The sequence below is a fragment of the Enterobacter cloacae complex sp. 677-3DZ2D5B genome (assembly GCF_004136695.1).
Lineage (GTDB): Bacteria > Pseudomonadota > Gammaproteobacteria > Enterobacterales > Enterobacteriaceae > Enterobacter > Enterobacter hormaechei_C.
In genome coordinates this window covers 150,443-171,144 of sequence record NZ_QFLS01000010.1, presented here as the reverse complement: position 1 = coordinate 171,144, position 20,702 = coordinate 150,443, and the positions used below count along the sequence as shown (strand labels likewise).

Below are 20,702 nucleotides of genomic sequence, written 5' to 3'. Positions count from 1 at the left end.
GATGTGAGAAATGACCGGAAATAGTCGGGCATGAAGGATATCACGCCCGGCTGAAGCAGAATAGTACGACGGAAAGGGTCTACGATTTTTCCCGTACCCGATCAGGTAGAACGGGGGTGATGCTTACTTTGAAGGGTCGGACAGAGCTGGCACATCTCAAGAAAAATGTCGACATAGCTGCGCGCCTCTGATCTGAGATCGAACGACTCCGGAGCAAAAAGCCAGTTTTCCATCAGGCCGGAAATATAGCTGCGCATCAGGATCGCCGCCCGGCGGGTGAGTAAGGTAGCAGGAAGCATTTTGGCCTGCATGCACTCCGTGAGGACCTGTTCGATGCGATCGTAGCTTTCCAGACACAGGTCGCGTTGCGCCTGCTGAACCACCGCCATTTCGCCAACGAACTCACATTTATGGAAGATGATTTCCATCATCAGACGGCGGCGCTCTTCAACAACTGTCGCTTCAAGGATATATACTAGAATTTCTCTTAACACAGAGAGTGGATCGTGAGGGAATTTTGCCCGATACTCACTCTCAAGATCGCTAATGCTGGACTCTGAAAGCTCCCAGATTTCACCAAACAGATCGGACTTGTCTTTGAAATGCCAGTAAATCGCTCCCCGCGTGACGCCCGCGGCCTGAGCAATCTGTGCCAGCGAGGTTGCCGAAACACCCTGCTGTGAGAACAAACGCATTGCCACATCCAGAATGTGTTGTCGGGTTTCCAGCGCTTGTTGTTTGGTTTTTCGTGCCATACGTTGATGAATTTACAGGAGTCAGATTTACATACATTTATGAATGTATGTACCATAGCATGACGATAATATAAACGCAGCAATGGGTTTTTAGACTCAGGACCCTTGATCAATTTGAAATCGGACACTCGAGGTTTACATATGAACAAAAACAGAGGGTTAACGCCTCTGGCGGTCGTTCTGATGCTCTCAGGCAGCTTAGCGCTTACAGGATGTGACGACAAAGAGGCTCAACAAGGAGCTCAGCAGGTGCCAGAAGTTGGCGTCGTGACGCTCAAATCCGAACCTCTCCAGATGACAACAGAACTACCGGGCCGCACCAGCGCCTATCGCATTGCGGAAGTGCGTCCGCAGGTAAGCGGTATCATCCTGAAACGTAACTTCACCGAAGGCGGTGATGTCAAGGCAGGTGAGTCTCTGTATCAGATTGATCCAGCAACCTACCAGGCGTCTTATGAGAGCGCTAAAGGCGATCTGGCGAAAGCAGAAGCGGCAGCCAAAATTTCGCAGCTGACGTTGAATCGTTACAAGAAGCTGCTCGGCACGCAGTACATCAGCCAACAGGATTATGATTCAGCCCTGGCCGATGCGCAGCAAGCCAACGCGGCCGTTGTGGCGGCGAAAGCGGCGGTAGAAACCGCGCGTATTAACCTGGCCTACACCAAAGTGACCTCCCCTATCAGCGGTCGCATTGGTAAATCTGCCGTCACCGAAGGTGCACTGGTGCAAAACGGTCAGACCAACGCACTGGCCACCGTGCAGCAGCTTGACCCGATCTATGTTGACGTTACCCAGTCCAGCAACGATTTCCTGCGTCTCAAACAGGAGCTGGCAAGCGGTCAACTGAAACAGGAAAACGGTAAAGCCAAGGTTGAACTGGTTACCAACGACGGTATCGAGTTCTCGCAGACCGGTACACTGGAATTTTCTGATGTGACCGTCGATCAGACCACCGGCTCAATCACCATCCGGGCCATTTTCCCGAATCCGGATAAAACCCTGCTGCCGGGTATGTTCGTACGCGCCCGTCTTGAGGAAGGGACTAACCCAAGCGCCATTCTGGTTCCTCAGCAGGGTGTGACCCGTACGCCACGCGGCGATGCGAGCGCGCTGGTTGTGGGTGCCGATAACAAAGTCGAAATGCGCAATATCACTGCAACGCAGGCGATTGGCGATAAGTGGCTGGTGACGGAAGGTCTGAAAGATGGCGATCGCGTGATTATTACTGGTTTGCAAAAAGTTCGTCCTGGCGCGCAGGTCAAAGCGCAGGAAGTGAAATCTGACGACAAACAACAAGCGTCGGCCGCTGGCCAGTCAGAACAAACCAAGTCTTAACTTAAACAGGAGCCGTTAAGACATGCCTAATTTCTTTATCGATCGCCCCATATTTGCGTGGGTGATCGCCATTATCATCATGCTGGCCGGGGGACTTGCGATCCTGAAGCTGCCTGTTGCGCAATATCCAACGATTGCGCCACCGGCAGTAACGATCTCCGCAACCTACCCGGGCGCTGATGCGAAAACGGTGCAGGATACCGTTACGCAGGTTATCGAACAGAACATGAACGGTATCGATAACCTGATGTACATGTCCTCAAACAGTGACTCAACCGGTACGGTTCAGATCACCCTGACCTTTGAATCCGGTACGGATGCGGACATTGCGCAGGTTCAGGTGCAGAACAAATTGCAGCTGGCGATGCCTCTGCTGCCGCAGGAAGTACAACAGCAGGGCGTGAGCGTCGAGAAATCGTCCAGTAGCTTCCTGATGGTTGTCGGCGTGATCAACACCAACGGCACCATGACGCAGGAGGATATTTCCGACTACGTGGGCGCCAACATGAAGGACGCCATCAGCCGTACGTCAGGTGTGGGTGACGTTCAGCTGTTTGGTTCCCAGTACGCCATGCGTATCTGGATGGATCCGAATAAACTGAACAACTTCCAGCTGACGCCGGTTGACGTGATTAACGCCATCAAAGCGCAGAACGCCCAGGTGGCAGCCGGTCAGTTAGGCGGTACGCCGCCGGTCAAGGGCCAGCAGCTTAACGCCTCGATCATCGCGCAAACCCGTCTGACCTCCGCGGATGAGTTCAGCAAAATTCTGCTGAAAGTGAATCAGGACGGTTCGCAGGTTCGCCTGCGTGACGTAGCGAAAGTGGAGCTGGGCGGCGAGAACTACGACGTTATCGCGAAGTTCAACGGCAAGCCGGCATCTGGTCTGGGTATCAAACTGGCGACCGGCGCTAACGCCCTGGACACCGCGACGGCTATTCGTGCAGAGCTGAAGAAGATGGAACCGTTCTTCCCGTCAGGTCTGAAAATCGTTTATCCGTATGACACTACGCCGTTCGTAAAAATTTCGATTCACGAAGTGGTAAAAACCCTGGTTGAGGCGATCATCCTCGTCTTCCTGGTAATGTACCTGTTCCTGCAAAACTTCCGCGCGACGCTGATCCCAACCATCGCCGTACCGGTTGTATTGCTTGGGACCTTCGCGGTTCTGGCGATATTTGGCTACTCGATAAACACCCTGACGATGTTCGGGATGGTGCTCGCCATCGGCCTGCTGGTGGATGACGCCATCGTGGTGGTCGAAAACGTCGAGCGTGTGATGGCGGAAGAAGGCCTGCCGCCGAAGGAAGCAACCCGTAAATCTATGGGCCAGATCCAGGGCGCGCTGGTCGGTATCGCGATGGTACTGTCCGCGGTATTTATCCCGATGGCCTTCTTTGGCGGCTCTACCGGTGCGATTTACCGTCAGTTCTCCATCACCATCGTTTCGGCGATGGCGCTGTCGGTACTGGTTGCGCTGATCCTGACGCCAGCCCTGTGCGCGACGATGCTGAAGCCGATTCAGAAAGGCGGACACGGCGAGCATAAAGGGTTCTTCGGCTGGTTCAACCGCATGTTTGATAAGAGCACGCACCACTACACCGACAGCGTGGGTAACATCCTGCGCAGCACCGGTCGTTACCTGCTGCTCTATATCATCATCGTGGTGGGGATGGCATTCCTGTTCGTTCGTCTGCCAAGCTCGTTCCTGCCAGATGAAGACCAGGGCGTGTTCCTGAGTATGGCGCAGCTTCCGGCCGGTGCGACGCAAGAGCGTACGCAGAAAGTGCTGGATGAGATGACCGACTACTTCCTGACCAAAGAGAAAGACAACGTCGAATCCGTGTTTGCGGTTAACGGCTTTGGCTTCGCGGGTCGTGGTCAGAACACCGGTATCGCCTTCGTTTCTCTGAAAGACTGGTCTGAACGTCCAGGTGCAGAGAACAAGGTAGAAGCCATTACCGGCCGCGCGATGGGCACCTTCTCACAGATTAAAGATGCGATGGTCTTCGCCTTTAACCTGCCAGCGATTGTTGAACTGGGTACGGCGACCGGCTTCGACTTCCAGCTGATTGACCAGGGCGGTCTGGGCCACGAAAAACTGACGCAGGCGCGTAACCAGCTGTTTGGCGAGGTGGCAAAACACCCTGACCTGCTGGTGGGCGTACGTCCTAACGGTCTGGAAGATACGCCGCAGTACAAGATCGATATCGACCAGGAAAAAGCGCAGGCGCTGGGTGTTTCCATCAGTGACATTAATACCACGCTGGGCGCCGCCTGGGGCGGTAGCTACGTTAACGACTTCATCGACCGTGGTCGCGTGAAGAAAGTGTACGTCATGTCCGAAGCGCAGTACCGCATGCTGCCGAACGATATCAACAACTGGTACGTTCGCGGTAGCGATGGCCAGATGGTGCCGTTCTCCGCCTTCTCAACCTCGCGCTGGGAATACGGTTCGCCGCGTCTGGAACGCTATAACGGTCTGCCATCGATGGAAATCCTCGGTCAGGCAGCGCCAGGCCGAAGCACCGGTGAAGCCATGAACCTGATGGAAGAACTGGCCAGCAAACTACCTGCGGGTATCGGCTACGACTGGACCGGCATGTCCTATCAGGAACGTCTGTCCGGTAACCAGGCCCCTGCCCTGTACGCCATTTCACTGATTGTGGTGTTCCTGTGTCTGGCGGCATTGTATGAGAGCTGGTCGATTCCGTTCTCCGTTATGCTGGTGGTTCCGCTGGGGGTTATCGGTGCACTGCTTGCCGCAACCTTCCGTGGGCTGACCAACGACGTTTACTTCCAGGTGGGCCTGCTGACAACCATTGGCTTGTCGGCGAAGAACGCGATACTCATCGTCGAATTCGCCAAAGATCTGATGGAGAAAGAAGGAAAAGGCCTGATTGAAGCCACGCTGGAAGCCGTTCGTATGCGTTTGCGTCCAATCCTGATGACGTCCCTGGCGTTTATCCTCGGCGTTATGCCGCTGGTTATCAGCTCCGGCGCGGGCTCCGGCGCACAGAACGCGGTAGGTACGGGTGTAATGGGTGGTATGGTCACGGCGACCGTTCTCGCCATCTTCTTCGTACCGGTGTTCTTCGTGGTGGTTCGTCGCCGTTTCAGCCGCAAAAATGAAGATGTTGAGCACAATCATTCGGTAGAACATCACTGATACCGGTTTCACATGATAAAAAGGCCGCATTTGCGGCCTTTTTCATTTTCAGAAAAAATCATAAAATAGACCTATTGCTTTTCTATTTATTTTCTTCTTTTTAAATGAGGCCTGGCATAATAGGCCGATAACTTACACCAGGGACTCAGCCTTCTTTTATTATCATTTTGCGGCGTAAATTATTCGGACTATTCCTAAGTAACGGAAATTATCTGAAGATATCTGGTTTCGGACTTCACATGAAACTTTGCGCTAACTCAATGAATTTTAAGGAACCGATAAAAAATGTTTTTTTATTTGATTAACGTGGTTGCTGCAAAAGGTACATTTGCGTAAAGGCTCGCACAGTAACGATTTAATTGTAATTTTTCGTAATAGCGCGGTGAAATCTTGATCAGAGTGGCTTATAGTTAGAGTTATCAGGAACACAGCTCCCATGTGGCTAAGCAAGTTGTATCCATCCCGACATGATGTTCGGTGAGTAAAAAATCACTCAGAAGGGGATGCGCTATGGACGAGTACTCGCCAAAAAGGCATGATATCGCGCAGTTGAAATTTCTCTGCGAATCCTTGTACCATGACTGCCTTGCCAATCTTGAAGAAAGTAACCATGGCTGGGTGAACGATCCAACGTCTGCTATCAATTTACAGCTTAACGAGCTGATCGAGCATATCGCCACCTTCGCACTTAATTATAAAATTAAGTACAATGAAGATAATAAGTTGATAGAGCAAATTGATGAATACCTGGACGACACCTTTATGTTGTTCAGCAGCTACGGCATTAACGCACAGGATTTGCAGAAATGGCGTAAATCAGGAAACCGCCTATTTCGCTGCTTCACTAATGTCAGCAGAGCTAATCCGGTTAGTCTTTCCTGTTAAAATTATTACAATTACTAAGGTGAATTTATGTCTGATAAACCATTAACAAAAGTCGATTATTTGATGCGCCTGCGACGCTGCCAGTCAATTGACACCCTCGAACGTGTTATTGAAAAAAATAAATACGAGCTCTCTGATAATGAACTGGCGGTATTTTATTCAGCTGCCGACCATCGTCTGGCTGAACTAACCATGAATAAACTGTATGACAAGATCCCCTCTTCGGTATGGAAATTTGTTCGTTAATCGTTGAAGAGAGACTGTAAAGGCATTACGCCCGTTGTTAAGCTGAATTTACCTTTCGAATTACGCTTCAAGTGCAAACGCCAGGTTCCCGTATAAAACGTATTTATGCGCATAAATGTTGTGACTCCCGTCACAGCCGCTTTTAGGGAACGTTCCCTTTCTGGTTAATCCTCTTTACGCTGCGTAAAACGATTCCAGAGAGGTTCCCATGAGTGAAGAAAAACAGAAGATGATTGCAGGTGAATATTACCGCCCTGGCGATGACACGCTGAGGGCTGACCGTTTACGCGCGCGTCATCTTGTTCACCTCTATAACCATACCGCACCCGATGAGAAGGCCGAACGTCGCGCCTTATTAGCTGACCTGCTGGGCCAAAGCGAAGGCGCCTATATAGAACCGAGCTTCCGCTGCGACTACGGGTATAACATCTATCTGGGCAAAAATTTTTATGCCAACTTTGACTGCGTCATGCTGGATGTCTGCCCTGTCCGCATTGGCGATAACTGTATGCTTGCGCCGGGGGTGCACATTTATACGGCCACGCATCCTCTGGATGCGACCGAACGTAACAGCGGGCTGGAGTACGGTAAACCGGTCACCATTGGTGATAACGTCTGGATCGGCGGACGTGCGATCATTAACCCGGGCGTAACCATTGGCGATAATGCGGTTATCGCTTCCGGCGCGGTAGTGACCAAAGACGTGCCGGCCAATGCTGTCGTGGGCGGCAATCCGGCGAAAATCATTAAAATGCTCTAAGCGCATCCTGAGTAACTGTTATGCTTTTTCCTGGCATAACTGTTACTTTCATCGCGTAAACCCCTCTCATAAAATAAGCAGATCACCTGTATTTTCAACAATCATAAAGGCAAAAAATGACAGAGATACAGCGCCTGCTTACCGCCACCATCGACGATCTCAATACTCGCGAAAAGCGCGACAATCGCCCGCGCTTTAGCATCAGCTTTATTCGCAAACACCCCGGGTTGTTCGTCGCCATGTACGCCGCCTGGCTGGCAACGCTTATCGTCATGCTGAAGTCTGAAACGCTGGTCGATTCCGTCTGGCTGCTGGTAGTGCTGTTCGTGGTGTTTAACGCGTTTTTCTTTTTCGACGTCAATCCGCGTTACCGGTATGAAGATATCGACGTACTCGATTTCCGCGTGTGCTACAACGGGGAGTGGTACAACACGCGTTACGTGCCGAAGGAGCTGATCGACAGCATCCTGCACTCGCCGGCTGTCGAAGCCGGGCAAAAAGAGAAGTTGCAGAAAATGGTCACCACCAAGGGCCAGCTCTCTTTTTATGATGTCTTTACCCTTTCCCGCCCCACTGCTGCGTAATTAACGCCTGAAGACGTCGGATACCCGGCGCAAACTGCGAAGCAGAGGTATTGCCGTAACCTAAAACCAGACCGGTTTGCCCCTGCTTCGTCTCAAGGTAATATCCGCTCAGCGCAGCGGGTGCCAGCTGAAACGCTCTTGCCTGCTCCACCAGCCGCTGGTCGTCGATACCGTCAATCGCCAGCGCCAGGTGCATCCCTCCTTCTCCGGCAAGAACGCGATGCGGCGTATGAAGCTCTGCGCTTAGCACCTCTCGCAGTTGGCGGTATCGCTTACGATAAAGTCGGCGCATGGCGGCAAGATGTCGCGCATAGTGGCCTTCCTCAATAAACAGCGCCAGGGTGCGCTGTTCAGCGCGATGCCCGCCGCGCAGCAGCGAGCCGATGGCGGGACGTGCCGCCTTCGCCAGCGCTGGCGGTAACACCATGAACCCCATTCGGAGCGACGGAAACAGCGTTTTGCTGAACGTCCCCAGATACACAACGGGCGCGTTGTTGACCATACCCAGCATCGCCGGGACGGGCTCACCGGTATAACGGAATTCGCTGTCGTAATCGTCCTCAATGATCCACGCGTTGTGCTGCCGGGCCAGTTCCAGCAGCGCCAGACGCCGCCGCGCGCTGAGTACGCTTCCGTAAGGGAACTGATGCGATGGCGAGGTAAAAATCAGCGTGGGTGAAGGCGCACACAGCCCTTCCCAGCACATCCCCTCGTCATCCACCGGTATGCCGGTCATCGCCAGGCCGGTTTTGACAAAAGCGCTTTTGGCGCCGCTATAGCCGGGATTTTCCACCCAGGCGACATCCCCCGGCTCGCTTAACAGCATTGTGCACAGATTGACGCCCTCCAGCGCCCCTTCGGTTATCACTATCTGGCTGGCGTCACAGTCAATGCCGCGGGAGAGCGCAAGATGGCGGGCAATGGCGGCCCGTAGCGACGGCTCGCCGGCAGGGTCGCCATACCCTAACAGGGCGCTTCCCTCCTCGCGCAGGACGCGATCGTACAACCGCCGCCACAGCGGCAAGGGGAAATAGTTGATGGCAGGCGTTCCCGGCGTAAACGCCATCACCGGAGTGTCACGCGGCACAGGCGCGGGCAGCCGGGCGACACGTTTTGTCAGCCTGACGTCCGGGTCCGGTAATGTCCGGGCAATCGTACGAGGAGCGAATTGCCCCACCCGCGTGCCCTGGCGGCTACGCAGCAAATAACCTTCGAGCGTGAGCTGGTCCAGCGCCGCGTTGACGGTATTTCGGGACACCGAGATCTGATGCGCCAGCGTTCGTGAGCCGGGCAAATGGCTGCCGGACCGAAGCCTTCCGCACAGTATGGCCTCCCGCAAAGCAAGATAGAGCGCGCGCTGGAGCGTCTCTGTCCCACGTTTTTTCAGCGCAGCATGGAGCAAGGTGTATAGCTCATCACCCGGTATATTCATCATTCCTCCTTGTGGTACCAGAAAAACATAACCTGGTGGTTCTTTTTAAGGAACCAGCAATTCATTAATCTGGAGATCTTCTTAACATCATGGAAATAAAGATGAATACATTCAATGAGTTTGGTCAACCTGTAGGGGAAAGCCTTATCGACTGGCAGCCTCGGCCGCACCCGTCCCGGGTGGTACTTCAGGGTCGCTATTGTCGGCTTGAGCCGCTGCGCATGGAGCATGCCCACGCGTTGTTCTCTGCGTATTCCGTGGCCGGAGATACCCGAAGCTGGACGTGGCTGCTGCGTGAGCCCGATGCCACCGCAGAGGAGTTTGCCGAATGGGTGGCGAGCGTAAGCGAATTAGCCGATCCCATCCACTTTACCGTTATCGATAACCAGACCCAGTCTCCTGTCGGGACGCTGTCCCTGATGCGGATCGATCCTAAAAACGGCGTCGTGGAAGTGGGACATGTTCACTTCTCGTCACTGTTAAGCCGCACGCCCATGTCGACAGAAGCGCAGTATCTGCTGATGCGGTACGTGTTCGATACCCTGGGCTACCGGCGTTATGAATGGAAGTGCAATAGCCTGAACGAACCCTCCCGCAAAGCGGCCCTGCGTCTTGGCTTTCAGTTTGAAGGGCGTTTTCGCCAGGCGCTGGTCATTAAAGGCCGAAACCGGGACACCGACTGGTTTTCAATTCTCGACAAAGAGTGGCCAGCGCTGGCGAGCGCCTTTGAAAGCTGGCTTGCCACCGACAATTTTACTGCCGATGGCAAACAGAAAAGATCCCTGGAAAGCTGGCGAGAAACGCGCGTCTAGCGCCTTTTTTTACGCCCCTGCACCGCCTTAAAGCGCGGGTTAGATTTGCAAATCACGTATAAGCGTCCCTTGCGTTTGACTATCTGGCAATCCGGGTGACGCTGTTTTGCACTGCGCAATGAGTTAAGCACCTGCATGATTAGCCTCGCTTCGCATCAAGAAAGCCGCCAAAACGCTTGCGGAAGCGTGCCGCGCTGCCATCTGTCGAGAAGGTCTTCTGCTTCCCGGTGTAAAACGGATGTGATTTAGAGGAGACATCTAGAGTAACGTAAGGATACGTTTTCCCCTCAAGCTCAATTTCACGATCTGTCTTAATCGTTGAGCCAACTTTAAAATATTCATTAGCCGTGGTGTCGTGAAACACAACGGTGCGATAGGTTGGATGGATATTCGGTTTCATCTCTGGCCTTCATGTATTGTTATAACATAACAAAATACTATCTGAGCTTTGCTGCAAAAACAACCCCTGTGACGCGCAGCCTGTTTTTGAAAGGTTTATTCAGATACCTGCCTGAGACGGTTGCATGCTATAAATATATCATTTACCGATAAAAACTTTTTCCTCTGGCGCGCAAACTCCAGGCCCGGGGCGGGCATATGGGAAGGATAAAACAGCATGCGAACCCGACATCTGGTCAGCCTGGTGACAGGCGTACTGATCTTCTCTGTGCTGGTCCCTGTGTGCCTCAGTATCTGGCTGGCGCATCGTCAGGCTGAGGAGAAATTTGTGGACGCGCTGGACAGCTATGCCTCGCGTGTCCTGATCCGTACCGACAGAGTCGTTGCGCAGGCAAAACAGGCGCTCACGCACCTACAGACATTCCACGCCCCGCCCTGCACTCCCCCGCATTTACGCGAAATGCGCCGGGTCGCGTTCTCATGGCGCTATATCCAGGAAGTGATGTATATCGATAACCTGAAACCGCTCTGCTCATCGCTTGAACAATCCAGTGATACGGCGATCTTACCGCCCCCAATGCGGATCACCGAAGATGGTTATAGCGCGTGGCTCACCTCGCAAAACGACCTCGGCATTCAGCGTTATATGGCCGTTCTGGGGAAAGGACATTATCTGGTAATGGTCGATCCGGCGTCGCTTGTGGATGTTGTTCCGTTTGGTGAAATCTCAATGGATGCCGCCCTGGTGGGCAGCTCAACCCATCATATATTTGCCAGAAGCAATGTTCTCGACCCGTATATTCTCTCTGTCGTTAAGGAGCAGCAGGACGTTACGCGCGTGCAATACAACGGCTCAATGTACGTGATGAAACCTGTACCCGAACTGGGGTTTACGGTGATCGCTTGGGCGTCGTTAAAACCGCTGGCGGCTTCCTGGCACCAGCAACTGATCATCTGGCTACCGGCTGGCATACTGCTAAGCCTGGTTGCTGCCCTTATTGTCCTGCGCATTCTCCGCCGTTTGCTGTCCCCGCGTCACCGCCTGATCGACGCGATCAACAACCGGGAGATCGAGGTTCACTACCAGCCCATCGTGGCGCTGTGTAGTGGAAAACTGGTGGGTGCTGAAGCGCTGATGCGCTGGCCGCAGCCAGATGGCAGTAACCTGTCGCCTAATCTCTTTGTTCCGCTGGCTGAGCAGACAGGGCTTATTTCAACGCTGACGCGGCTAGTGGTAAATGAGGTATTTGAGGATCTAGGCGCCTGGCTACACCATCACCCGGAACTGCATATTTCTGTCAACCTTGCGCCATCGGATTTAACGTCCCCCGAGCTGCCTCGCCAGCTGAGTCAGTTGCTCAACAAATGGGGCGTCCACCCGCGCCAGATCGCCCTTGAATTAACCGAGCGCGGGTTTGCCGATCCTGCCGTCAGCGTACCTGCTATCGCTGCATTTCGCCGCGCCGGGCACGCTATCTACATTGATGATTTTGGCACGGGTTACTCCAGCCTGAGCTATTTGCAGGATCTGGATGTCGATACTCTGAAGATTGATAAATCCTTTGTGGATGCGCTGGAGTACAAGCACGTGACTCCCCACATCATCGAAATGGCCAAATCGCTTAAACTGGCGATGGTCGCAGAAGGCATTGAAACTGAAGGGCAGATCGAATGGTTGCATCGCCACGGCGTGCAGTACGGCCAGGGCTGGTATTTCAGCAAGGCGCTGCCTAAAGAGGATTTCATTCTCTGGGCCGCGCACAACCTCAGGAAATAAACCGATTGTGCGGTGTTACGTGCGGCCACGGCAGTGGCCGCACGTTTCGGCTCAGCCGTTCTGCTGCCAGCTAAACGTGTAGCGCAGCCGGCGGTTTTGCAGAATGAAGGCCGGGGCTACGCTCGGGCTCCATGAGTCGTCCCCCCCTACGCCCATGTGAAACGCATCAAGATTCAACCAGCAGCCAGCCTCTTCCCGCAGCAAGTGCTGATGCGTTGTCTCATGCAGCTGCCGCTGGCTATAACGGCTCAGGGAGAAATGGAACTGTCCCTGCAACTGATGGGAGCCAAACGTCAGCTCGCGGGTGTCGCAGCGCAAACCGTTCTCCGTCGGGAAGATATACGGCGTCTGCATCTCTTCCAGCGGTAACGCCCAGCGCCCCTGCTGCGCCGCCAGTTTTCTGTCCGGATAGTTTTCCAGCGGGCCTAGTCCCAGCCAGCGCACCGTTTCCGGGATATCCGCCAGCATAACGCTCAGGCCCACGCGAGCGGGCTCAGGAATGTCAGACGCCACCGTCACCTGCACATCACCGTGCAGCACCCCGTGGTCATCAATCCGCCAGACCTTGCAGCTTATAAACAGCGCTTTACCCTGATGCTCCCAGACGTGCTGCGTGGTCACCACCACCTCACGGTTATGCTGCTCCGCTTCACACTGGAGGAGGCGCGCAGACATCTCATACATCCCTGCCGCTTTCCAGCGTTCCACCCACGCGTTCGGATCGATGCGGGTCGCCTCGCTGACGCCAATGTCATTGTCCAGCGGCGCGCGGGTGAAGTTATCCGTTAGCGGAGAACGGAGCGTTTCAGCGCCCTCGTTCCACCACTGGGTCAAGTTTCCGGTGAGACGGCTAAACTGCCAGCGCTGCTGCTGATGAGTAATGTCCAGCGCCTCGTCCTGCACCGTTAGCTGCGGAGGGGTTCCGCCTGCTTTCGGTGGCGCAAGGTACAGCGGCGCCGGGAGCAGCCACTGATCCCAGGCACAACGGTGGCCGGGCGGCGACCACGGCGTGGCCTGCGGCTGAACGATCTCCACGTTGAGCCAGACCTCGCCCGGCTCAGCGACAAGTTCAGGCAGCGGGATCTCAACGTGCTGCGTCCCCTCGGGCGCAACAGAAAGGGGGGTTTCGCCGGAAGCCAGTACCGCACCGTCACGCGCCACCGACCATCGCAGATACTCGTTGTCAGTATGACGGAACACATAATCGCTCTGGATCTCGACGACCAGCGGAGCGGTGCTCACCAGCGTAAAGGTAAAGAACTGCTGGGCACGCTGCGCCTCGTAAAGGGCGGGATGCGGAGTGCGATCGGGAAACACCAGTCCGTTGAGGCAGAACTGACGGTCGTTGGGCTTATCGCCAAAATCGCCGCCGTAGGCCCAGAATACCGTGCCGTCTTCCGCTTTTTTCGTCAGCGCCTGATCGACCCAGTCCCAGACAAAGCCGCCCTGCAACCGGGGATGGCTGCGGAATGCCTGCCAGTAGCTGGCAAAGCCGCCAAAGCTGTTGCCCATCGCGTGGGCATACTCGCACAGGATCAGCGGACGGGTTTCGTCCGGCATACCAATCCACTTTTTAATCGACCACTTTGGCACCGCCGGGAACGGCTGATCCTGATCGACGCGAGCGTACATCGGGCAGACAATATCGGTTGCCGCCGTACTGGCGCCGCCGCCTTCATACTGCACCGGCCGCGTGGGATCGGTGGTTTTCAGCCAGCGGTACAGCGCATCGTGATTCGCCCCATGCCCGGACTCATTCCCCAGGGACCAGATGATGATGGACGGATGATTCCGGTCCCGCTGCACCATACGCGTTACGCGTTCGCTCATGGCAGGCAGCCAGCGCGGATCGTCCGCCAGGCGGCTCATTGGCACCATGCCATGGGTTTCAATATTCGCCTCATCAACCACGTACAGGCCGTAGCGATCGCAAAGCGTGTACCACAGAGGATGGTTCGGATAATGCGAGCAGCGCACGGCGTTGAAGTTATGCTGCTTCATCAGTTCGATGTCGCGGCGCATGGTCGCCTCATCCATCACCTGCCCCTTCTCAGGATGATGTTCGTGACGGTTCACGCCGCGGATCAGCAGCGGTTTGCCGTTAAGCTTCAGCTGGCCGTTGCTGATTTCGACGCGTCTGAAACCGACATTGCAGGCTTCAGTCTCCAGCACGTTACCCTGCGCATCCCGAAGCGACATTGTCAGCCGATAGCATTCCGGTGTTTCAGCGCTCCATAGCGCAGGAGCGTTCACGGGTATCGCCACCCTAAGCCGTTCTGCCCAACTGCCGCGTTCGTCCACGATGGCCGATCCGGGCTGCTGCGTGGTTTGCGCGCAGGCTTCGCCGTTACGCCACAGGGTAAACGCCACCTCGCATTCGGCGTAGCGTGTGCCTTCCAGCGCAACGTCAACCCGGAGTTTCGCCCGATCGCATTCGGCATTCAGATCGGTCACGATCTGATAATCGGCAATTCGCGTTTCCGGCTTGTGCAGCAGCGAGACGTCACGGAAAATGCCACTCATCCGCCACATGTCCTGATCTTCCAGATAGCTTCCGTCGCACCAGCGTAACACCATCACCGCCAGGCGGTTCTGCCCCGGTCGCAGCACCGCGCTGAGATCGAACTCCGCAGGCAGACGGCTGTCCTGCGAATAGCCCATCCACTGGCCGTTACACCACAGATGAAAAGCTGAATTCACCCCGTCAAAAATAATGCGGGTTTGCCCGCTGCACATCCAGGCGTCATCCATCTCAAATGTGAGCGAGTAACAACCGGTTGGGTTTTCAGCCGGAACATAGGGCGGGTTCACATTTATCGGATAGGTGACGTTGGTATAGATGGGAGTATCAAATCCCTGCATCTGCCAGTTCGACGGCACGGGCATCTCAACGGCATCAGCCAGATCGTCCGTTATCCATGCCTCCGGAACCTGCTCTGGCGCCGGGAAAAAGCTGAATCGCCAGATGCCGTTAAGCAGACGCTTGCTCCGCGAAGGCTTATCCTCGCGGGCGAAGGTTTCATCGCGCCAGCTATGAAAAGGCGCGTGTGCGGCCAGACGATTCCACTGCGTCACACCCGGGTTTTCCCAGTCACGACGCGCCAGAAGTGCGCTGAGAGTCAGCGGCAATGTAGAAGACATATCAACCTCTTTGCGAAGCGCTCACAATTTTAGCCAACATGCCCTGGTAAACGGTAGCGGTAAAGACTTTGATCGTCACCAGGCGAGCACGATCACAAAAGTGCTAGCTGCGCGCCAGTTTCTCCGCCAGCAGCGCCAGCGTTCTGAGCTGTTGCGCAAGATCTTCACGATCGGCCTGCTGTGCGGCGCGCGGCGCGGTGGAATGACGCACGCTCAACGTAACGGGAAGTTGTTCCTGCCAGCATTCGTCGTGATGGGCAGGTGCCATCAGCCACTCCACGCTGCGCTCACCGGCCTCGCGGAACGCCTGCCGAACGGTGGTGAGCGGAGGTGAAAACCACGCGCTGTCAGCCGTATCATCAAACCCGACAACCGAGATTTGCCCCGGTACCGCAACGCCTTTTTCCGCACAGGCGCGTAAAACGCCAAGCGCCATCTGATCGTTAGCGACGAGGATCGCCTCCGGCAGCTGCGCGCCCGCCAGGAGCTGATGCCCTTTCTCATAGCCCGAAGCCGCGCTCCAGTCGCCCTGCGCCACCGCAAACGCCTCCACGCCGGCCTGAGCGAGCGTGGTTTTCCATCCCGCCAGACGAGCCCGGGCAGAGACAGAACTTTCCGGCCCGGCGAGCAGCGCAATTCGCTGGTGCCCCAGCGAAAGCAGATGCTCTGCCCCCAGGGCAGCGCCCTGTTCGGCATTGAAAACGAGACTGTTAACCCGAGCTGTGGGGGACACATCGAGAAAAAGAACCGGGGTCGGCGAGGCCATTTCCTGAAGCATTTCTGCCAGGGCATCTTCCAGCGGAACGTTCACCAGCAGCGCCTCTACGCGCTGCGCCAGTAATTCCTGCAAAGCAGCCTGACACTGCGCGGGTTGCTCCACCATGGAGATGAGTACGCTAGCCCCCTGCTCCACTGCCCGGGATTTTACAGCTGAGGCGATTTGCGACGGCGCATGTAGCGCCAGATCGCTGGTCATCAGCCCCAGCGTACGGGTGCGTTTCCCGGCCAGCTGCTGCGCGCCACGGTTGGGCACATAGTGTAGCGCCGCCATGGCCTGCCGGACCTTTTCCCGCGTACGGGCAGAAACGTGTTCCGCGTCGTTAATCACCCGGGAAACGGTCTGATAAGAAACGCCTGCCACGCGGGCAACGTCATAAAGAGTGATCGCTTTCATACATTCTGGCGTCGTGAAAAGAGAAGTCTCTATTCTGACACAGTTACGCCATCATAGCCTGTGAGCGCTTCGCAAAATTAAACAATCCGCTCCGGCTGTGCAGCTTTCTGAATGCGCGGTCTCTGGCGAAACCACGGCAAACAGAGCTGGATCAGCGGGCCGATGGTTAATGCATACAGCACGGTTCCAACGCCAAACGCTCCCCCGAGGAGGTAGCCGACGATCAACACAGTCACCTCGATCGCGGTACGCACGCTGCGGATCGACCAGCCCAGCCGGGCGTGTATGCCGGTCATCAGGCCGTCGCGCGGACCTGCGCCAAAACCCGCGCCGATATACATCCCGGTGGCAAGGGCGTTAACCACAATGCCGGAAACCAGCAGGGTGATGCGCACGGGCAGCGAGGTGAGCTCAGGGATCAGCGCCATTGACGCATCTGCCGCCAGACCAATACAAATCACATTACTGATAGTGCCCAGCCCCGGCAGCTGACGCAGCGGGATCCACAGCAGCAGCACCGCTGCCCCGGTTAAAATAATCACCGTGCCGATGCTCATCCCTGTCTGGATGGCGACGCCAAGGTGAAAGACATCCCAAGGGTCGACACCCAGATCCGAACGAATAAACATCGCGGTTGAAAGCCCGTACAGGCCTAAACCGACATAAAGTTGTACCAGACGACGTACCATTTTCTCTTCTCCGAAGAACCAGGTTCCATCTTCGGTGAAAATGGCACTATGATTAATGTCCAGTTTTCAAATAGTGGACTGCACATGTCATCACGTCGTTTTGGAAGCCAGTCTCTGGTACGCCTGTTAGGGCACTGGCAGCAAGCCTCTTCCCGTACCCCGCTGTGGCGCCAGCTGGCTGACGCGTTACGCCTGTTGATTCTGGATGGCAGGCTGGCGCTAAACACGCGCCTGCCCGGAGAGCGGGAGCTGGCCACCGCACTGAGCATAAGCCGCACCACCATCAGCAGCGCGCTGGCGCATCTGCGGGAAGAAGGTTATCTGGAGAGCCGTCACGGCAGCGGTTCGCGGGCGATCCTGCCAGACAGCCGCGCCGTGCCCACGCTTTCCACAGCCAGTGCGGCGCTGGATCTCTCAACCGCCGCGCTCAACGCGGGGCCAGAGATCCACCAGGCCTACGCCCACGCGCTGACGGCCATCACGCCGAATCTGGCGCTGACCGGGTACGATCAGCTTGGGCTTCCGGCGCTGCGTGAAGCTATCGCCGCCCGCTACACCGCACGCGGTCTGCCCACCCGGGCAGACGAAGTGATGGTGGTGAACGGCGCCGTCAGCGGCTTTGCCCTGATCTTAAGAATGATGACCGGTCCCGGGGATCGCGTGGTGGTGGATCATCCCACTTACCCGCTGGCAATAGCCGCCATTCAGGGAGCGCTATGCCGGCCCGTGGGCGTCTCGCTGCCTGAAACGGGTTGGGATACCGACGGTTTTGCCGCAACGCTCGCCCAGACCGCCCCGCGTCTGGCCTATCTGATGCCGGATTTTCATAATCCGACCGGGCGTTGCATGGATGCCGCGACGCGCCAGACCATAACCGACATCGCCGCGCAAACCCGCACCACGCTGGTGGTGGATGAAACCATGGTCGATCTCTGGTTCGATGCTCCCCCGCCGCCGCCGCTGGCCGCCTTTAACCCGGAGGCCGCGGTGATGACGCTGGGTTCCGCAGGCAAAAGTTTCTGGGGTGGGCTGCGTCTCGGCTGGATCCGCGCCTCGTCCCGCACTATCGCCACGCTCGCGCAGACGCGCGACACGCTGGATCTGGGTTCTCCGGTGCTGGAACAACTGGCCACGCTGTGGCTTATCGAAAACAGTGAAACCTTCCTGCCTGCCCGGCGGGAAATGCTGGCAGAACGTCGCGACCGCTGCGGCCAGATGCTGCGGGAACATTTCCCCGAATGGCGGTTTCAGGAAGCGGAGGGAGGGCTCTCATACTGGATTGAATTACCCGGCATGCTGGCGACGCAGCTGGCGGCACGCGCCGAGACGACAGGCATCATTATGGGCACCGGCACGCGCTTTGGGCTTTCAGGCGCGTTTGACCGCTATCTGCGAATGCCCTTCTCACTCAGTCCGCCAGAACTTGAAGAGGCATTATTGCGGATCAAACCGCTGTGGCGTGCGTTAAATAAAAGTGTAGCGCCAGTAAAACGGAGCCTGGTGTAAATTATTCGCCAGAAACAATAAAAACTGCTGACTGTAACGCATGCAGTCAGCAGTTTTCATGAAGAACAGCTTAATGTTGAGGAGGAATCGGGAAGCCTTTCAGCGAAATAATGAAATTATCCCCTTCTTTCTTTATTTTTGCACCGGTATCACACCAGTCAGACGCAATTCGAAAGAACTCATCACTTCCTACATTCCAGCCAAGACGAACATGTTTCACGTAGCCGGAACGTAACAGATTGCAGGCCTCGTTGTAGTCACTGGCAGTCGATAGTTGTTGTTTCATTTTCTCTTCTTCAGAAGTTTACGTAGTGCTTTGATTTCTTTAGGAGTAAATGGAGTTACGCTCTCTTCTTCCGTATGCTGATTATCAACATCCTCTTCCGATACTCCCGCCTCTTCTACTGCTTCAAAAGCCAGCAGCAGCAGTTTCTCTGTGGTCACGCTTAAATTCTCATTATTGTCTTCCGCATAGTGGCGAAGTCTTTCTTTTAGCGCTTCATCAATTTTAACGTTTAAAACCGCAGTAACCATGATTGTCACATCCTTTCGGAACACGTGTTTAATTTAATACACGAAGATAAGTTTGTTATCCAGATATATATTTTTTAGCTTATGACAGAATAAAGGCATCCGAAAATAAAATGACAGTCTATTATTACAGGTTTATGACATTATTATTTCAGTTAAATGAAGGCTGTATTACAGAAAATACAATAGTCACATAATTTAGAAGGTTTATTCAGGGGAACAACTGAGAGGATCACAAATGGGTGGGGGCCCTGCCAGCTACATCCCGGCACCCACGTCGTCTGCCCTGGCTGCTTCCTTCCGGACCTGACCTGGTGAACAGAGTAGCGTTGCGGGAGAACCAACAGAGCCCCCATTGAGAGCGTTGATAACCAACGCGCTGGCGCATTATCCCTGTGGAGCACCTCAATTGCAAGCCGCTGACAACCGGATGCTGGATTATTGCGCAAACTGCCCCGACAATCTTCTTTATCTTCGTATAACATTACCCTTCGCTGATTTCCCGCAGGAGAAACAATGGACGAACATGACACTTTCCCACAGCGAGTGTGGCAAATCGTGGCTTCGATTCCGGAAGGCTGTGTCACGACCTATGGGGAAGTCGCCCGGCTGGCGGGTTCTCCGCGCGCGGCGCGTCAGGTTGGAGGCGTGCTGAGAAGGCTACCGGAGGGAAGCACGTTACCGTGGCACCGGGTCGTCAATCGCCATGGCGCCATTTCCCTCACCGGGCCAGACTTGCAGCGCCAGCGTCAGGCATTACTCTCAGAAGGGGTACAGGTGTCCGGGGCAGGACAGATTGATATGCAGAAGTATCGCTGGGAGTACTGACGCCCTCTCCCGTCAACATGGAGAGGGCGAAGGAAAATTACATCTGTGTTGGGGGTGTAGGCAGAGTCGGCTGATTGGTTTGCGTTGCAACAGGCACTTCAGTTTGCTGCACCGGTACCAGGGTCAGGTCGATTTTGGTGCCGCCTTTGTTGACCGCTTCCTGTACGGTATCGGTGATAAAGACCAGCTTATCGTTGATCGTTACCGCCGCGCTCAGGAGGATACGCGCGTTAGGCTGGACGTCAGACGGGTTGTACGGCAGCACGAAGCTGAACGGCGCCTGTTTACCCTCTGTACGAACTGCACGCTGAGCAAGGACTTTAGACGGTGCATCCGCCAGAGACGCATCGGATAACGTGACCGTTAAAACCGCGTCCGGCGGCAGAGCGACTTTCTGTTTGATCCAGATGGTACCGGACACGTTAGGCTGTCGAATAGCTTGCTGTGAAAGGGTGTTAATCCCGTTTGGGGTCGCCGTTGGTACCGCTACATCGGCACTCTTATCCGCACAGGCGGACAACGCCACCGCCATTGCAACACCGCTTAACATAGGCACGAGTTTCATTGAAGTCTCCTTATCATCAATGCACCGGCGGGATCGATCCCATCCGATGTCGTTTTATTCACATAACGTAAACAAGTGTGGCACAAATCACGGATTTATGCCTAATTTTGCCCA

At 55.3% G+C, this 20,702-nt stretch carries 20 protein-coding genes and 1 other RNA gene; 10 read left to right on the top strand and 11 right to left on the bottom strand.

Annotation, left to right across the window (positions count from 1 at the left end):
* Nucleotides 1-101: 101 nt before the first annotated feature.
* Complete coding sequence (gene acrR, locus DD597_RS16715; protein ID WP_032608669.1) at nt 102-755, bottom strand: multidrug efflux transporter transcriptional repressor AcrR; 654 nt, start codon at nt 753-755, stop codon at nt 102-104.
* A gap of 141 nt (nt 756-896) precedes the next feature.
* Between acrR and acrA the strand changes: the two genes are divergently transcribed.
* The 6 genes from acrA to DD597_RS16685 all read left to right on the top strand — a co-directional run bounded on the left by acrA (nt 897) and on the right by DD597_RS16685 (nt 7,734).
* Entirely contained in the window at nt 897-2,090 is a 1,194-nt protein-coding gene (gene acrA, locus DD597_RS16710; protein WP_022650498.1) for a multidrug efflux RND transporter periplasmic adaptor subunit AcrA, read from the top strand.
* 22 nt (nt 2,091-2,112) lie between these two features.
* Complete coding sequence (gene acrB, locus DD597_RS16705; protein ID WP_022650497.1) at nt 2,113-5,259, top strand: multidrug efflux RND transporter permease subunit AcrB; 3,147 nt, start codon at nt 2,113-2,115, stop codon at nt 5,257-5,259.
* 510 nt (nt 5,260-5,769) lie between these two features.
* The gene (tomB, locus tag DD597_RS16700) at nt 5,770-6,144 is read left to right on the top strand and encodes an Hha toxicity modulator TomB (protein WP_006809850.1); all 375 of its coding nucleotides are present in this window, start codon (nt 5,770-5,772) and stop codon (nt 6,142-6,144) included.
* 27 nt (nt 6,145-6,171) lie between these two features.
* Entirely contained in the window at nt 6,172-6,390 is a 219-nt protein-coding gene (locus DD597_RS16695) for an HHA domain-containing protein (protein ID WP_015571250.1), read from the top strand.
* 208 nt (nt 6,391-6,598) lie between these two features.
* Nucleotides 6,599-7,150 carry a maltose O-acetyltransferase gene (gene maa / locus DD597_RS16690; protein ID WP_129256412.1) on the top strand — a complete coding sequence of 184 codons (552 nt, stop codon included), beginning with the start codon at nt 6,599-6,601 and terminating at the stop codon, nt 7,148-7,150.
* A gap of 116 nt (nt 7,151-7,266) precedes the next feature.
* A complete protein-coding gene (locus DD597_RS16685; protein WP_022650495.1) occupies nt 7,267-7,734 on the top strand; it encodes a YlaC family protein in 468 nt (155 codons plus the stop codon).
* Here DD597_RS16685 and DD597_RS16680 read toward each other — a convergent pair.
* Nucleotides 7,706-9,166 (bottom strand): PLP-dependent aminotransferase family protein, encoded by a 1,461-nt coding sequence (locus DD597_RS16680; protein ID WP_032608667.1) that lies wholly within the window; start codon nt 9,164-9,166, stop codon nt 7,706-7,708. The genes DD597_RS16685 and DD597_RS16680 overlap by 29 nt on opposite strands.
* 101 nt (nt 9,167-9,267) lie before the next feature.
* On the opposite strand from DD597_RS16680, the gene DD597_RS16675 reads away from it, so the two are divergent.
* Nucleotides 9,268-9,978, top strand: a complete 711-nt coding sequence (locus DD597_RS16675; protein WP_022650493.1) for a GNAT family N-acetyltransferase — start codon at nt 9,268-9,270, stop codon at nt 9,976-9,978.
* Here DD597_RS16675 and ykgO read toward each other — a convergent pair.
* Nucleotides 9,975-10,115: a type B 50S ribosomal protein L36 gene (gene ykgO, locus DD597_RS16670; protein WP_003859006.1), complete on the bottom strand. Its 141-nt coding sequence runs from the start codon at nt 10,113-10,115 to the stop codon at nt 9,975-9,977. The two genes, DD597_RS16675 and ykgO, sit on opposite strands and share 4 nt — an antisense overlap.
* A 2-nt stretch (nt 10,116-10,117) precedes the next feature.
* Nucleotides 10,118-10,378 carry a type B 50S ribosomal protein L31 gene (locus DD597_RS16665; protein WP_015571255.1) on the bottom strand — a complete coding sequence of 87 codons (261 nt, stop codon included), beginning with the start codon at nt 10,376-10,378 and terminating at the stop codon, nt 10,118-10,120.
* Nucleotides 10,379-10,594: 216 nt separating this feature from the next.
* Between DD597_RS16665 and DD597_RS16660 the strand changes: the two genes are divergently transcribed.
* The gene (locus DD597_RS16660; RefSeq protein ID WP_023315534.1) at nt 10,595-12,154 is read left to right on the top strand and encodes an EAL domain-containing protein; all 1,560 of its coding nucleotides are present in this window, start codon (nt 10,595-10,597) and stop codon (nt 12,152-12,154) included.
* Nucleotides 12,155-12,205: 51 nt separating this feature from the next.
* Here DD597_RS16660 and DD597_RS16655 read toward each other — a convergent pair whose 3' ends face one another.
* The 3 genes from DD597_RS16655 to DD597_RS16645 form a co-directional block, all read right to left on the bottom strand.
* Nucleotides 12,206-15,295, bottom strand: coding sequence for a beta-galactosidase (locus DD597_RS16655; protein WP_129256411.1), 3,090 nt, complete (start codon nt 15,293-15,295; stop codon nt 12,206-12,208).
* Nucleotides 15,296-15,398: 103 nt separating this feature from the next.
* A complete protein-coding gene (locus DD597_RS16650) occupies nt 15,399-16,469 on the bottom strand; it encodes a LacI family DNA-binding transcriptional regulator (RefSeq protein WP_023315532.1) in 1,071 nt (356 codons plus the stop codon).
* Nucleotides 16,470-16,546: 77 nt separating this feature from the next.
* Complete coding sequence (locus DD597_RS16645; protein WP_023324239.1) at nt 16,547-17,158, bottom strand: YitT family protein; 612 nt, start codon at nt 17,156-17,158, stop codon at nt 16,547-16,549.
* A gap of 84 nt (nt 17,159-17,242) precedes the next feature.
* On the opposite strand from DD597_RS16645, the gene DD597_RS16640 reads away from it, so the two are divergent.
* On the top strand, nt 17,243-18,664 hold the full coding sequence (locus DD597_RS16640) for a PLP-dependent aminotransferase family protein (protein ID WP_048209268.1): 1,422 nt from the start codon (nt 17,243-17,245) through the stop codon (nt 18,662-18,664).
* Nucleotides 18,665-18,734: 70 nt separating this feature from the next.
* On the opposite strand, the gene DD597_RS16635 is transcribed toward DD597_RS16640, so the two are convergent.
* From DD597_RS16635 to ffs, 3 genes are all read right to left on the bottom strand, one after another.
* Complete coding sequence (locus tag DD597_RS16635; RefSeq protein ID WP_015571263.1) at nt 18,735-18,950, bottom strand: hypothetical protein; 216 nt, start codon at nt 18,948-18,950, stop codon at nt 18,735-18,737.
* A complete protein-coding gene (locus DD597_RS16630; RefSeq protein ID WP_006809862.1) occupies nt 18,947-19,198 on the bottom strand; it encodes a hypothetical protein in 252 nt (83 codons plus the stop codon). Before DD597_RS16630 ends, DD597_RS16635 begins: the two co-directional genes overlap by 4 nt.
* Nucleotides 19,199-19,444: 246 nt before the next feature.
* Nucleotides 19,445-19,541: signal recognition particle sRNA small type (gene ffs, locus DD597_RS16625), an RNA gene on the bottom strand.
* 170 nt (nt 19,542-19,711) lie between these two features.
* On the opposite strand from ffs, the gene DD597_RS16620 reads away from it, so the two are divergent.
* Entirely contained in the window at nt 19,712-20,023 is a 312-nt protein-coding gene (locus tag DD597_RS16620) for an MGMT family protein (RefSeq protein WP_003859016.1), read from the top strand.
* 37 nt (nt 20,024-20,060) lie between these two features.
* On the opposite strand, the gene DD597_RS16615 is transcribed toward DD597_RS16620, so the two are convergent.
* The gene (locus DD597_RS16615; protein WP_003859018.1) at nt 20,061-20,588 is read right to left on the bottom strand and encodes a YbaY family lipoprotein; all 528 of its coding nucleotides are present in this window, start codon (nt 20,586-20,588) and stop codon (nt 20,061-20,063) included.
* Nucleotides 20,589-20,702: the final 114 nt, after the last annotated feature.